This is a genomic window from Streptococcus sobrinus DSM 20742 = ATCC 33478 (assembly GCF_000686605.1).
Lineage (GTDB): Bacteria > Bacillota > Bacilli > Lactobacillales > Streptococcaceae > Streptococcus > Streptococcus sobrinus.
The window spans coordinates 1-14,342 of the sequence record NZ_JMLC01000016.1 but is presented as its reverse complement, the minus strand read 5'-3'; the positions used below and the strand labels follow the sequence as shown (position 1 = coordinate 14,342).

Sequence of the window (14,342 nt, the reverse complement as noted above, 5' to 3'; positions counted from 1 at the left end):
CATTTTGAAATAGGAGACGCTAAAGACTATGTCTAATGAAATTCGTGTGCGTTATGCACCAAGTCCAACGGGTCTGCTCCATATTGGGAATGCCAGGACTGCCCTTTTTAATTACCTCTATGCCCGCCACCACGGGGGAACCTTTGTTATCCGGATTGAAGATACCGACCGCAAGCGTCATGTCGAAGATGGCGAACGCTCCCAGTTGGAAAATCTGCGTTGGTTAGGAATAGACTGGGATGAAAGCCCAGAAACTCACGAGCGTTATCGGCAATCGGAACGCCTAGACCTTTACCAAAAGTATATTGACCAGCTTTTGGCAGAAGGCAAGGCCTACAAGTCCTATGTGACCGAGGAAGAATTGGCAGCAGAGCGGGAACGCCAAGAAGCGGCTGGCGAAACTCCTCGTTATGTCAATGAATACTTGGGCATGAGTGAAGATCAAAAAGCTGCCTACATCGCAGAGCGAGAAGCAGCTGGTATTGTTCCAACTGTCCGACTGGCGGTTAATGAGGCTGGTATCTACAAGTGGACCGATATGGTTAAGGGCGATATCGAGTTTGAGGGTAACAATATCGGTGGTGACTGGGTTATCCAAAAGCGTGATGGCTATCCAACCTACAACTTTGCCGTTGTCATTGATGACCACGATATGCGAATTTCTCACGTTATCCGTGGGGATGACCACATCGCCAATACACCTAAACAGCTCATGGTTTATGAAGCACTCGGTTGGGAGCCTCCACAATTTGGTCACATGACCCTGATTATCAACTCTGAAACCGGCAAGAAACTGTCCAAACGTGATACCAATACCCTGCAATTTATTGAAGATTACCGCAAGAAGGGCTATCTGCCAGAAGCTGTCTTCAACTTTATTGCCCTCTTGGGCTGGAACCCAGGTGGTGAAGAGGAAATCTTCTCCCGTCAGGAATTGATTAAGCTCTTTGATGAGACTCGCCTCAGCAAGTCGCCAGCGGCCTTTGACCAAAAGAAAATGGATTGGGTCAGCAACGACTATATCAAGAAGGCTGACTTTGACACCATCTTTACCCTCTGTAAGCCTTTCTTGGAAAAAGCTGGTCGCTTGACTGATAAGGCTGAAAAGTTGGTGGAGCTCTACAAGCCTCAGCTCAAATCGGCTGATGAGATTGTCCCTCTGACCGATCTTTTCTTTGAAGACTTCCCAGAACTATCCCAGGAAGAAAAGGACTTTATGGCTGGTGAGACTGTACCGACCGTCCTAGAGGCCTTCAAGGCCAAGCTGGAAGCTATGTCAGATGCGGATTTCCAAGTGGAAAATATCTTTCCGCAAATCAAGGCTGTTCAAAAGGAGACGGGTATCAAAGGTAAGAACCTCTTTATGCCAATTCGGATTGCTGTTTCCGGTGAAATGCACGGTCCAGAATTGCCAGATACCATCTACCTCCTAGGCAAGGAAAAATCAATCCAACATATTGAAAATATGCTGAAAAGCTTATAGTAATACCCTTCGAAAATCAAAATTTACCGTCGTTAACTCACCTTGCCGTACTTACTGAGGAAAGGAAAGCAAGGCTTTCTGCATCTCCAACCTCAAAAGGTCTCCCAGACCTTTTGAGCTGTCTTCAGTTCGTGCGATGCGGAGCAAAATTGGTCGATTTCACCAACTTTGTGAGGTTAGTAAGAGAGCTAGGCAATCGCTATGGAGATTGCCGTTTGACATCAGTTACTTTAGTGACTTGATGTCATTGCTCCCTTCCTCGGCTAATTTCGATTTTCATTGAGTATAAACCCAAAAGGACTGAGTAAGAAGGCTCAGCCCTTTTATCATGCTCTCAATATTCATCCATGACATTATTTCGGGAAAATTTAGTTAAAAATTTAATAAACGATTGACATCTGCTTATTCGAGGATTATAATGGTTCTCAATAATAGTAAATTTACTATTATTGAGAACTAAGAAGTCGGCAGATTGGCTGCTTCATTTAATAGAAATAGAGCGTTGCATCCGCAAGTCACTGGACACGGCTCTCTAAAAACAAAAGGAGTAATCATGAATTATTTTGAAAGAAAAATCAAAGGTATCCGTACAACTTGGCAAGAAATGTCACAGGGCTTACAGATGATTGTTAAAGGATTGAAGGAGCGGCCTCTGGCAGAGAGCCTCAAGCGCTTCTGGGATGACCTTTTTGCCAATCGCAGCCTGCCCCAATGGCTCTACTTGCTTGTTTTGGGCAGTTTTCCGCTTTGGTTAGAACTTTATTACAATCATCAGGTGAGGGACTGGGTCGGCATGACTTGCAGTCTGACCGGCATTATCTGTGTCATTTTTGTATCGGAGGGGCGGGCCAGCAACTATTTCTTTGGCTTGATTAATTCCGTCATTTACCTGATTTTAGCTTTGCAGGAAGGATTTTATGGTGAAGTACTGACGACCCTTTATTTTACGGCCATGCAGCCCATTGGTCTCTTTGTCTGGATCTATCAATCCCAGTTTAAAAAGAAGGAGCAGGAATTCGTTGCCCGTAAATTAACGTTTAGCAATTGGCTTAAGTACCTTCTGATTACTGCCGTCTGGTGGCTGGGATTTGGCTTAATTTATCAGTCTATCGGGGCTAGGCGGCCTTTCAGAGACAGCGTTACTGATGCTACCAATGGAGTGGGCCAGCTCCTGATGACTGCTGTCTATCGTGAACAGTGGATTTTCTGGGCTGCTACCAATATTTTCTCCATCTACCTTTGGTGGGGAGAAAGTCTGCAAATACAGGGGAAATACTTTATCTATCTCATCAACAGTTTGGTCGGCTGGTACCAGTGGTCTAAGGCCGCCAAAAAAGACGGAGGAAGTGTATGATCAGTCGTCAAGACTATCAGGATAAAACAAAATGGAAATACGAACGTCCCAGTTTAGCAGTAGACAGTGTCCTGTTGCGCTATCATGAAGAAGAACTGCAGGTCCTGCTCTTAAGGCGGACGGCACGGTTTGACGGAGATGATCAGGCGGGGAAATTAGCCTTAGTCGGAGGATTTCAGCCTAATGGTTTAGCCCTAGAGGATAATCTTATCCAGAAGATTTTTGAAAAGACGGGTTTCCAGCTTAAAGCTAGCCAGTTTGAACAGCTGGCTACCTTTTCGGAGCCTGAACAAGACAGTCAGTTATGGGTGGTGTCTGTGGCTTTTTTGGCTTATCTGCAGGTTGGCCAAAAACAGGCTGTACCGACTAATTTGACAGACGAGCTTGTCTGGGTCAATCTTTGGCTGAATCAGAGAGGGAAGCTGCAGTTGGAAGCTAATGGGCAGGTCCTGCTCAAAGAGTATCTGGCCTTTGATCACTTTCATATTTTGCAGACAGCCCTGCTTCGCATCAAGGGACGTCTTTCCTACCAGCCCACAGTACTGTCCATCTTGCCAGCTAAGAATACCATGTCAGCTTATCGGAAATTTTACGCTTGCTTTTGGCCTGGGTATAAGATGATGAATTCGACAGATTTTTGGCGTAAACACAAGCGTTTTTTTACTAAGACCGACCAGAAGGTCAAAACTAGCAAGCGTCAGGCAGCCTTATTTACCTGGCAAATTGATTAATTTTTTGGAATAAAGGATAGCCTTTTGTTACCATTGCACAAGCTTTTTCACTGTTACAGCTTCTCAAAAAGGAGAATCCGAAAGTTTTTGCTAAATTTACGGTCATTTTACTTTCTGTTACAGGAAGGTTATGATATACTGGATAGGAATTAGTGATAAGTTTGCTTGCTGTTGAAGCTGGTAGTGTGGTGGAGACCTGTCCTTGAGAATGGGGAGAGAGATTTCTCAGGGTGCGAATCAGTATTCCTAACCTTTAACCAGTCATAAGAACATGCTGTTCACTGAACGTGATTGCCCTCCCAAGTTTTTGGGAGGCTTTTTTATTTTCAATTGAAAATAATTTTTGTAATTTTAAGTGTAAAATAATATAATATTAACTGTTATAGAGCGATGACTAGAAATGGAAAAAGTTTATGAATATATTTATTTTAGAGGATAATTTAATCCAGCAGACGCGGATTAAAACTCTGGTGGCAGAGATTTTGCGGGAGGATGGCGTGTCCGCCCGTCAGTTTGAGGTTTTTTCAAAATCGCAAAATTTATTGGATGCGATTGTTGAAAAGGGGAATCATCAACTGTTTCTTCTGGATATTGAGATTAAGGGAGAAGAAAAGCGGGGATTGGAGACTGCAGCGGACATCCGTCAGATTGATTCTAATGCTATCATTGTTTTTGTGACTACCCATTCAGAATTTGCACCAATTAGCTTCAAGTATAAGGTGTCTGCCCTTGATTTTATTGATAAGACGGCTCCTGATGAGCAGTTCAAAGCCGATTTGCGGGAGGTCATCGCCTATACGGCCAATAATATGCATCGTTCTGAGGAAGTTGATGAAGTCTTTACCTTTGAGTCCGCCCAAGCGCGTGTTCAGCTCCCTTTCAAGGATATTTACTACTTTGCGACCTCCCCAACTCCTCACAAGGTTATGTTGATTACGAGGAATGAGCGGCTTGAGTTTTATGGTAGTCTGTCAGAAATTGTTGAAGTTAATTCCAAACTCTTCTCCTGTCACCGTTCCTTCCTGATAAATTTGGATAATATCAGTCGTGTTGATAAGGCCAACTTACTGGTCTATTTTGAAAATGGAGACTTCTGTCCAGTATCGCGTTTAAAGATGAAGGCGCTTATGAAGGAGTGGGAAGCTAGACAGGGCAAGACCTAAGGTACTTACATAGTTCATAAATCTTTACACAGTTGGTGTAGAAATTTTTTATGATGAAGTTTGTCACTATCAAAGATAAAATTTATGTTGAAGAGATTTCAATCAGGCAAAGAATATGGCATTTTAAGACAAAAATATGTTATTTAGGAAAAAATTTGACATTTCAAGATAAAAAAACGACAATTCAAGATATTTTGGTTCAAATATCTTTTATTTGAGATATACTAACCAGCGTAGGGATGAAGTTTTCTACTAGATTCTCTCTCCCAAAATTTTAACTAGTAGAAGACAGACGCAAACTTATCCCGAACTTCTTATTTATTCGAAACCCATTTCTCATCTCTCTCCCAATATACTGTGAAATGGAAAGGAACTCGCGACGGCGGGTTCTTTTTTTGTCTTGAAAAACCGTTCTTGATATTTTGGCTCTTTATTAACTCTAGTAGATAACAAAAATTCAAGGTCTACAAGGTATCAGATTTCGACCTTTCATTCTGCCGTTGAAGAGATTAATCTGATTTTTTGTTGACAGGGTTGGCGGGTAGACGGTCTCCTGCTGGCATCAGCACTAACATGGGTAACTTGGGAGGCATTTGGACTAGGATGTCAGCTCACATTTATCAGAATGAATATTTTTCTGTATATTCGGTCGGAATATGAATAAAAATCAAAAAAAGATAAAAAAATCGAAAAAAAATACAAAAAATCCTTGACGAGTGAATAAAAATACCCTATAATGGGTTTCGTAAGGTTGAGATATACAAAAACAACCAAAAAAGAAAGAAAAGAGAAAATAATTATGTCAAAAGAAAAAGTCATTCTAGCTTACTCAGGAGGTCTTGATACTTCCGTTGCCATTACCTGGTTGAAAAAGGATTATGATGTCGTTGCTGTCTGCATGGACGTCGGCGAAGGTAAGGATTTGGAATTCATCCACGACAAGGCCTTGACCGTTGGTGCGGTTGAATCCTACGTCCTTGATGTTAAGGATGAATTTGCAGAAGAATACGTTCTGCCAGCCCTGCAAGCCCATGCCTATTATGAACAAAAATATCCTTTGGTATCTGCCCTTAGCCGGCCAGTTATTGCTAAGAAATTGGTAGAAATTGCTCACAAGACTGGAGCAACCACCATTGCCCACGGTTGTACCGGTAAGGGAAATGACCAAGTTCGGTTTGAAGTGGCTATTGCAGCCTTGGCACCTGAACTTAAGGTTATTGCCCCAGTTCGGGAATGGAAGTGGTCTCGGGAGGAAGAAATCGACTACGCTAAGGAAAATGGTGTACCGGTTCCTGCTGACCTTGACAACCCTTATTCTGTTGACCAAAACCTTTGGGGTCGGGCCAACGAATGTGGGATCTTAGAAAATCCTTGGAACCAAGCTCCAGAAGAAGCTTTTGGCATTACCAATTCTGTTGAAGAAGCTCCTGATACGCCTGAATTTGTCGATATTGAATTTAAGGCTGGTAAACCCGTTGCCATCGACGGTCAAGAAATGAAATTGGCTGACCTCATTCAAAAATTGAATGACTTGGCTGGTAAGCACGGGGTTGGCCGGATTGACCACGTGGAAAATAGGCTAGTTGGTATCAAGTCTCGGGAAATTTACGAATGTCCTGGTGCCATCACCCTCTTGACAGCCCATAAGGAAATTGAAGATTTGACTCTTGTTCGGGAAGTCTCTCATTTCAAACCAATTCTGGAAAATGAATTGTCCAACCTGATTTATAATGCCCTTTGGTTCAGCCCAGCAACCGATGCTATTTTGGCCTACATCAAGGAAACGCAAAAGGTGGTTAACGGGACTACCAAGGTTAAACTCTATAAGGGTTCTGCTAAGGTGGTCGCAAGGAAATCGCCAAATTCTCTCTATGATGAAAACTTGGCAACCTACACTACAGCTGATAGCTTCGACCAAGATGCTGCTGTTGGCTTCATCAAACTTTGGGGGCTACCAACTCAAGTTAACTCTCAAGTTAATCACAAATAATTTTATTCTCGGTAGGGTGCAACAAACCCTTTAGAATTCAAGAAAAATCTTCAGATAAAAGGGGTCAGAGAGCCCCATCTGGACCTCTTTTCTTTAAACTTTATACTCAAGGAAAATCAAAAGTTGGCGAGGCAACGAGCTGCAGGCAGTACTATGGTACGGCAAGGTGAGTTAACGACGGAAGATTTTGATTTTCCAAGAGTATAACCTGACTAGGTTGTCCAGTGAGCCAACCGACAGGCTTGAAAGGGGAGATGATTTCTTCCTTTCAGGAAAATGTTCTGTGAGACCATCAAAACTAGCTATGACATAGGCTAGTTTTTTTGATATGATAAGAAAGAAGAAAGCTAGGCAAGCAAATGATTCTGTTTGGCCTTGCATAAAACTGTGACACTAAAGGAAGGGAATGTTCGCTGCTTAGGCGAACCTGGTAAAACTATGGCAGAAAATCATAAACTCTGGGGCGGTCGTTTTGAGGCCGGTTTGGAAAAGTGGGTGGAGGAATTTGGAGCGTCCATTTCTTTTGACCAGAAGATGGCAGAATTTGACTTGAAGGGATCGATTGCCCATGTGACCATGCTGGGGCAAACTGGTATCATCGCTCCAGAGGAAGCTGGTCAAATCAAGGCAGGGCTAGAAGAGCTCCTGCAGGAATTTCATGCAGGACAACTGGGGTTTGATGTTTCCAATGAAGATATTCACATGAATCTGGAGTCTCTTTTGACCCAGAAAATTGGTCCGGTTGCTGGTAAGCTCCATACGGCTCGCTCTCGTAATGACCAAGTTGCAACCGATATGCACCTCTATCTCAAGGCTAAATTGGCTGAGGTTTTGGATAAATTACACAATCTGCGAAAGAGCCTGGTGGATTTGGCGGATAAGCATGTTGACACAATTATGCCGGGTTACACCCACCTGCAACATGCCCAACCCATTTCTTTTGGTCACCACCTCATGGCCTACTACAATATGTTCACCAGGGATAGCGAACGTTTTGACTTCAACCAAAAGCACACCAATCTCTCGCCTTTAGGGGCTGCAGCCTTGGCGGGAACGACCTTCCCCATTGACCGCCAGCTGACTAGTGATTTGATGGGCTTTGATGCCCCTTACAGCAACTCTTTGGATGCTGTCTCTGACCGTGATTTTATTTTGGAATTTCTGTCCAATGCCAGCATTCTCATGATGCACATGAGCCGCATCTGTGAAGAAATTATCAACTGGTGTTCCAACGAATACAAGTTTATCACCCTGTCTGATACCTTCTCAACCGGATCTTCCATCATGCCTCAAAAGAAAAATCCTGATATGGCCGAGCTCATTCGTGGGAAGACTGGTCGGGTTTATGGTAATTTAACCGGTCTCTTGACCGTTATGAAATCCCTGCCTCTGGCCTACAATAAGGACCTCCAGGAAGATAAGGAAGGGATGTTTGATACGGTGGAAACCATTACGGTGGCCATTGATATTCTGGCTGGTATGCTGTCCAGCATGACCGTTAACGATAGCCACATGGCTGAATCTACCGAAAAAGACTTCTCCAATGCTACCGAACTGGCCGACTATCTGGCTGTCAAGGGTTTGCCTTTCCGTCAGGCTCATGAAATCGTTGGTAAGCTGGTCTTGGAATGCACCAAGAATGACCATTACCTCCAAGATGTCCCTCTGGAACGCTACCAAGAAATCTCCGATTTAATTGAGGAAGACATCTATACCACCCTCCAATCCAAGACTGCTGTCCAACGTCGCAATTCTCTTGGCGGAACTGGCTTCGATCAGGTTCGCTGGCAGATTGAAGAAGCTAAGAAAAATCTTTAAGAGGGGCAGTTGTCTGGTTGCTCAGTCGCAAAAAGCTCCCACTAGGGAATTGCTAGTGGGAGCTTTTATGTTAGTCTTCAAATACAACAAAAGAAGAGAGGCAATCGAATCTAAAAATAGGGGCTCACCAAGAAGTGAACCCCTATTTTTGTGGGATGAAATAGCTTTATCCCAAGCCAATTTGAAAGCTCTTAATTTAATGACGTTTTGATTTTGGTAAGAGACTTACAGCAAGGCTACTGATGAGCAAACCGGTCAGGCTCAAGCCCCAGCTAGATTGGCCATTTGTCTTTGGCAATTGGGCATTCTGATTGGTTTTAGTCTTAGTTGGCCTCCTTGTCTGATTTTGTAAGGATTGATAATTTTCGGTGACCATTTGCAGGATGGCTTGTCGCTCTTCAAGGGACAAGCCTGTTTGGCCTCTTGTTTCTTGCCCCTGGACTTGTTGGGTTTCAGGAGTGACCGGACTAGCTTGGCTGACTTGGTCGCTGTAAATGTACTTAAAGTCGCCAAAGCCATTATTGCTTGGGCCGGCAGCAACAAATTGAATCGTTGAGCGGTTGCCTAGGAGGTTTTTGGCCCGTTCGGCCGTACGGAAGTGGACATCTAAGCCCTTGATGGTATCAGCCAAGTGCCAATTGTTATCAGCTGTGGGATTGATGGTCTTTAGGGCTGTAATGTAGTTGATAAGGACTTGACGGTTTTCCAGGTTGAGCAATTGGTTTAGGCTAGCATTCCTTACACCAGGAAAGTTTCCGCTGGCCCGATAGTTATTGGTGGCGACCATAAATTCTTGGTCATCTTTGACGGGTTCCCCTTGGTAGGTTAAGTCCTGGACACGATGGGCATCTGGATTAACGAGATTGCCATCACTATCATATCTATTTGGTTGCGTAACATCGAATGTATAGTTGACCCCATCAATCACATCAAAATTGTAGGTACGGTAGTCAGGGTTAATCAGTTCTTGTGCTTCAGTCTTATTTGGGTCAATTTGATTAAATTGGCCAGCAGACATTTCCAACCATTCCCGCAAATCTTTACCTGTCACCTTGAGGACGGCGGTGACATTGTCGTAGAGGTAGAGGTCAGCGACATTCTTGATGGCGATTGGGCCTGCTGGAATATCTGTGTAGGAAGAAGCATCGTTGCGGGAGCCAGCTTTAAATGGAGCAGCTGCGGACAAGAGAGGCAGGCTAGCTTCTGGTGTTCCGGCCAATTGGTCTTTAACATACCAAATTTGGGCGTTATTGACGATTTGAATAGATGGGTCATCTTCCACTAGGGCGAAGTAACTATTGATGGGAGCAGTAGTCGTCCCCACTTGTTCGCGGACATAATCAGTTGTCAACTAGAACAGAATTGGGATTTTCTTTTTCAGCCTGATTAATCAGTAGGGCGGTCTTAGCTAGTCCGATATTTTGAGCGGCCTTGTCTTGATAATAGTCGTAGTTGACCAGATTGGTATGGAGGTCAGTTGTTGAAAGGATCTGAACATCCACCTTTTCTCCTTCAACTGGCTTTAAATCAGCAGGATTGGTTTGATTGGCAGTTTGAGGTGTTGAGTTCTGAGCCAGGGCCTGGTTCTGATTATTGGGAGCCTGCTCAGCAGATGTGCTTGCTTGAGAGCCCTTAGAGTCTTGATCTTGGTTTGAATCAGGAATTTGCTTGCTGGTTTGGCCATCGCTAGCAGCCTCTGGAGTCTTTGGAGATTCCTGGTTTAAAGGGCTAGTCTGGTCACTGGTCTGATTCGCAGTTGCGTGCTCTGTCGGAGTGCTAGCTGCTGTCTGATTTTGATTCAGAGCTGGATTGGCCTGACCGTCAGCCTGAACTTGGTTAGCAACTAGCCCAGCTGTAATCAGGGATAGGACCAGGGCACTTTTTCTGAGATAGTATTTGGACATAGAGAAACTCCTTGCTAAATAGTTGTTGAAGATATAGGCGGCCACAAAAAGGAGAGCAGGGTTGGGTCTTGTAAGCCCGATATCAATGCAATAAGTTGTCCTATCACCTCTTAATGTTCGTCTATGAAGTTTTCGATTGCTATTATGCACGCGAATTTATATTGAACAAGTGCCAAAGCCGAACTTTATTTCTATAATAATCATTTTCTATCGTATAACAGTCAATATTTTCCTGGGCTTACCTTTTACCTTGATCTAGTTGCTGGGGTTAGATTCGGCTGGCATTTGCGACTAACTAGTGATAAAATATAACTTGGTGATAGAAGTCAATTAGAGATGTCAATAGGCATTAAATCCGAGCGGTTTTGGGCTTTTTGGTCTTTTATGATATAATAAGGGATAATTTAGAGGATTTGGAGACTGAGTTGAAGAAGACCTATCGAGTAAAGCGAAATCAAGACTTTCAAGCTATTTTTGGGCAGGGGAAGAGTGTTGCCAATCGAAAATTCGTTGTTTATAGTTTGGAAAAAACGCAAGGACATTTTCGTGTCGGTCTATCTGTCAGTAAAAAGTTGGGGAATGCTGTGGTTCGCAATCGGATTAAGCGCAAATTGCGGCATGTCTTAATGGAATTTTCCCCCTTTCTAACGACGCATGATTTTGTAGTTATCGCTAGGAGAGGTGTAGAAGAGCTCAATTATCATGAGGTCAAGCAGAATTTGAAGCATGTTCTCAGCTTGGCTGGTCTCTATCAAGACTAAATCTCTCTTCTTCCTCAGAGAATGCGACAGTCAGATAAGAGGGCCGATAGTGCTCGATTATTGGACTTAGTAAGAAGTTTAGGCAAGCCGCCCTAGTGGTTGCCGTAGGAAATAGAAGCTGGGATAAAAGTCCTCACCTCGTTACTTTTGTCATCAACAAACAGTTTGACGCAGTGGTTGATTTGTGATGAGTGACTTGACACTTTAGTGTTTAGTCACTCACATGCCAGTGAAACGGCGGTAAAGTACTTGTCCCCTTCGGGACAGCGTTCTTCCTAATAAACTGTGCGGGGGTGAGAAAGAAATAGTCTGAGGATAGACTATTTCTTCCCGAACCTTGAAACTAAAGAGTGAGGCAAATCGATTTCGAAGAAATCACGATTGTTGTCTCACTCCCATTTCCTTAACTTATTGAATTTAACCCGCCTACAACTCTGTGAATTTAGATGAAATCACCTAGGTGCAAGCACCTGCGTTGATTTCCCTAAAATTCTTTGAGTTATTTAACGGCTTGGCGACACAAAAACCAGCCAGTCGAAAATACTGGCTGGTTGAAGTTAGTCAGCTCTTGTGTGGACAAGATGGTGGCTTTGCTCCGTGGTATCTTATTTGAAAGGATTATTTTTGTGAAGAAAAAACTTAGATTAAGCGGCCTAGCACTAGCGGCCTTGGTGGTCCTATCGGCCTGCGGCCGTAGTTCTGTAAGCAGCTCATCAACCGGCTGGGATCAATTGGTTTATGCCTTTGGGCGTGCCATTCAATGGCTGTCCTTCGGCGGTTCGGTCGGTATTGGAATTATTCTCATTACCCTGATTGTCCGGATTGCCCTGGTACCTCTTTACAATCGACAAATGAAGTCCAGTCGGGAAATCCAGGAATTGCAGCCTGAGCTCAAGCGGATTCAAAAAGAGTATGCGGATGATCGCAATACGCAATATTTGAAGACTCAGGAACTCTACAAGGCAAATGGTGTTAACCAATGGGCGGCCTTTCTGCCTATCCTGATTCAATTGCCAGTTATGATGGCCCTTTATCAGGCTTTGATTCGGGTTCCTGCTCTCAGCCGGGGTAACTTTTTAATTTGGAATCTGGGGAAAAATGATGGCACCTTTATCCTGCCAATTTTAGCGGCCCTCTTTACCTTCTTGTCCATGTGGCTCAGCAACAAGGCCACTAAGGAAAAGAATGCCTTTATGACAGCCACTAGCATCATCATGCCCCTCTTTATTCTTTGGATTGGTACCCGCTTTACTAGTGGTATCGCTCTCTACTGGGCGGTTGGTAATGCCTTCCAGGTTGCTCAAGTCCTGGTTTTCCACAATCCTTTTAAGATTATTGCCGAACGAGAACGGAAAGAAGCGCTGGAAAAGGAAAGAGCAGCTAAAATCCGCAAAGCCAAGAAAAAGGCTCATAAAAAACGTAAGTAAGCGCGACAGAAAAAATGTTGATTCTAAAAGCAGTCAAGGTATTGAGGCCTTGATTTGATTGAGAGAAAGATTTAACTGTTAGCCAAGGAGTATAGATATTATGGTAATATTCACGGGTGACACTGTTGAAGAAGCAATTCAAACAGGTCTTAGTGATTTAGGCATTACTCGTACTAAAGCCTCCATTAGAGTTTTATCTCGTGGAAAGAAGGGCTTTTTGGGCTTTGGTAAAAAACCAGCTCAGGTGGATGTCGAAATTATTAGCCGGACAACGGTTTCACAAGCTGATCAAGATATTGTCAGAAGCCTGCCTCAAGCTCTTAGCAAACGCGAGGCTTCTGAGGAGGCCCTTAGACAAGAGGCTGCTGAGTCCCGTAAGGTGACTAGCATTATCAATTATTTGGAAAAACGTGGTCAAATTGTTAATGAGAATGTCAAATCAGAAATGCTGGATGCTAGACGTTCCATCACTTCTGTGCTCAGCGATTTGCTTCCGGATGAAATTGTCGAGGAATATCGGCGTAAGAAGGAAGAGCTGGACAAGGAAGGTCTTGACTGGGAAGATGAATTGGCAGAAGAGAGCTACGAAGGTGCTGGCCAAGCTGATGTCGAACTTGTCTCTCAAGAGACGGCGACAGCACCTGTAACAGCGGCTTTAGCTGACCAAGAAGATTCTGCTCAAGCCAGTCATGAAGCATCGGAAGCCAACAATACTGTCCAAGATTCTGAGACCAGCGAGGCCCAAGTAACAGTTTCTATGGATAAGCAGAACATTGAGGAAGCAACCGGCTCTGTGACCGCCTACCTAGAATCCATTATCTATGAAATGGATGTAGAGGCTAGCCTACATACTAGCCATACCAGCCGTCAGATTACCATTCAGATTGAGACTCCAGAAGCTGGTCGGGTGATTGGTTACCATGGTAAGGTACTCAAATCTCTGCAAGTCTTAGCGCAGAATTATCTCCACGACCACTTTTCCCGCTCCCTGTCTGTCACGGTCAATGTGCACGACTATGTTGAGCGTCGCATGGAAACTCTGATTGAGTTTGCTCATAAGATTGCTGAGCGTGTCCTTGACAGCGACCAGCCCTATCGTATGGATAGCATGTCCAATGATGAACGTAAGATTATCCATAAGACCATCGCTAAAATTTCAGGCGTGGACAGTTATTCAGAAGGTCATGACCCTAAGAGGTACGTGGTGGTTGCTCCAAGTAAGCCTTAGATTTTATTTAGTGTTTCGTCTATCGCCTACCGGCAGCTGTTCTCTCATCTGCTTCTAGTCACTGATTTTTTATAATGTTTATTTCAGGCATCTTTTGGAAGCCAAAATAGGATTTGAACTGGTCAATTATTATTGAATCTAAAAAAAGTATATGGGCCTGGGACAAAACCCATTTGCCCCCATAAAAACAGAGGATCACTTGTTGGTGACCCTCTGTTTTTTAGGTTTGGTTGCTTCTCCTGTTGTATTTGAGGAGATTATTGACCATAAGGGCCAATCCCATATCAATCTTGACCTGTCGTTTCCCCCGCAGATGACATCTTTTGTAACCCAAACAAGCCTTTATCTGCCCAAAGACAGGCTCCACATCAACCTTGCGTTGTGCGAAAACTTGACTGCCCTCAGGAGATAAAAGCGCTTGAACTTCTTTTTGCTTTAAATATTGGTACCGTTCGTTGATGTAAAGCCCCTTTTGAGGAGCTA

11 protein-coding genes and 1 pseudogene are annotated in these 14,342 nt (G+C 43.8%); 9 read left to right on the top strand and 3 right to left on the bottom strand.

Going from position 1 to position 14,342, the window contains the following annotated elements; genetic code table 11:
* Positions 1 to 28: 28 nt before the first annotated feature.
* The 6 genes from gltX (at position 29) to argH (ending at position 8,539) form a co-directional block, all read left to right on the top strand.
* Complete coding sequence (gene gltX, locus BS63_RS0106450; RefSeq protein WP_002962462.1) at positions 29 to 1,483, top strand: glutamate--tRNA ligase; 1,455 nt, start codon at positions 29 to 31, stop codon at positions 1,481 to 1,483.
* Positions 1,484 to 2,036: 553 nt separating this feature from the next.
* Positions 2,037 to 2,837: a nicotinamide riboside transporter PnuC gene (gene pnuC / locus BS63_RS0106445; protein WP_002962375.1), complete on the top strand. Its 801-nt coding sequence runs from the start codon at positions 2,037 to 2,039 to the stop codon at positions 2,835 to 2,837.
* Positions 2,834 to 3,568 carry an NUDIX hydrolase gene (locus BS63_RS0106440; protein WP_002962372.1) on the top strand — a complete coding sequence of 245 codons (735 nt, stop codon included), beginning with the start codon at positions 2,834 to 2,836 and terminating at the stop codon, positions 3,566 to 3,568. The genes pnuC and BS63_RS0106440 overlap by 4 nt, the downstream gene beginning before the upstream one ends.
* Before the next feature lie 413 nt (positions 3,569 to 3,981).
* Positions 3,982 to 4,731 (top strand): response regulator transcription factor, encoded by a 750-nt coding sequence (locus tag BS63_RS0106435; RefSeq protein WP_002962370.1) that lies wholly within the window; start codon positions 3,982 to 3,984, stop codon positions 4,729 to 4,731.
* A gap of 799 nt (positions 4,732 to 5,530) precedes the next feature.
* Complete coding sequence (locus BS63_RS0106425; protein ID WP_002962368.1) at positions 5,531 to 6,721, top strand: argininosuccinate synthase; 1,191 nt, start codon at positions 5,531 to 5,533, stop codon at positions 6,719 to 6,721.
* Between the two features lie 369 nt (positions 6,722 to 7,090).
* A complete protein-coding gene (argH, locus tag BS63_RS0106420; protein WP_019769029.1) occupies positions 7,091 to 8,539 on the top strand; it encodes an argininosuccinate lyase in 1,449 nt (482 codons plus the stop codon).
* Positions 8,540 to 8,735: 196 nt separating this feature from the next.
* Here argH and BS63_RS1000000111370 read toward each other — a convergent pair.
* Positions 8,736 to 9,887: pseudogene (locus tag BS63_RS1000000111370) on the bottom strand (5'-nucleotidase C-terminal domain-containing protein); the annotation flags it as partial.
* Complete coding sequence (locus tag BS63_RS1000000112480; protein ID WP_412774914.1) at positions 9,880 to 10,443, bottom strand: hypothetical protein; 564 nt, start codon at positions 10,441 to 10,443, stop codon at positions 9,880 to 9,882. The gene BS63_RS1000000112480 and the pseudogene BS63_RS1000000111370, both read right to left, overlap by 8 nt.
* A 425-nt stretch (positions 10,444 to 10,868) precedes the next feature.
* On the opposite strand from BS63_RS1000000112480, the gene rnpA reads away from it, so the two are divergent.
* The 3 genes from rnpA (at position 10,869) to BS63_RS0106395 (ending at position 13,859) form a co-directional block, all read left to right on the top strand.
* Positions 10,869 to 11,204, top strand: a complete 336-nt coding sequence (gene rnpA, locus BS63_RS0106405) for a ribonuclease P protein component (RefSeq protein ID WP_019770847.1) — start codon at positions 10,869 to 10,871, stop codon at positions 11,202 to 11,204.
* 626 nt (positions 11,205 to 11,830) lie between these two features.
* Complete coding sequence (locus tag BS63_RS0106400; RefSeq protein ID WP_019786899.1) at positions 11,831 to 12,631, top strand: YidC/Oxa1 family membrane protein insertase; 801 nt, start codon at positions 11,831 to 11,833, stop codon at positions 12,629 to 12,631.
* Positions 12,632 to 12,731: 100 nt separating this feature from the next.
* Entirely contained in the window at positions 12,732 to 13,859 is a 1,128-nt protein-coding gene (locus BS63_RS0106395) for a Jag family protein (RefSeq protein WP_002960671.1), read from the top strand.
* Between the two features lie 220 nt (positions 13,860 to 14,079).
* Here BS63_RS0106395 and BS63_RS0106390 read toward each other — a convergent pair.
* Positions 14,080 to 14,342 (bottom strand): transposase (locus BS63_RS0106390; protein ID WP_028798499.1); only part of this gene is annotated, 263 nt, incomplete at its 5' end.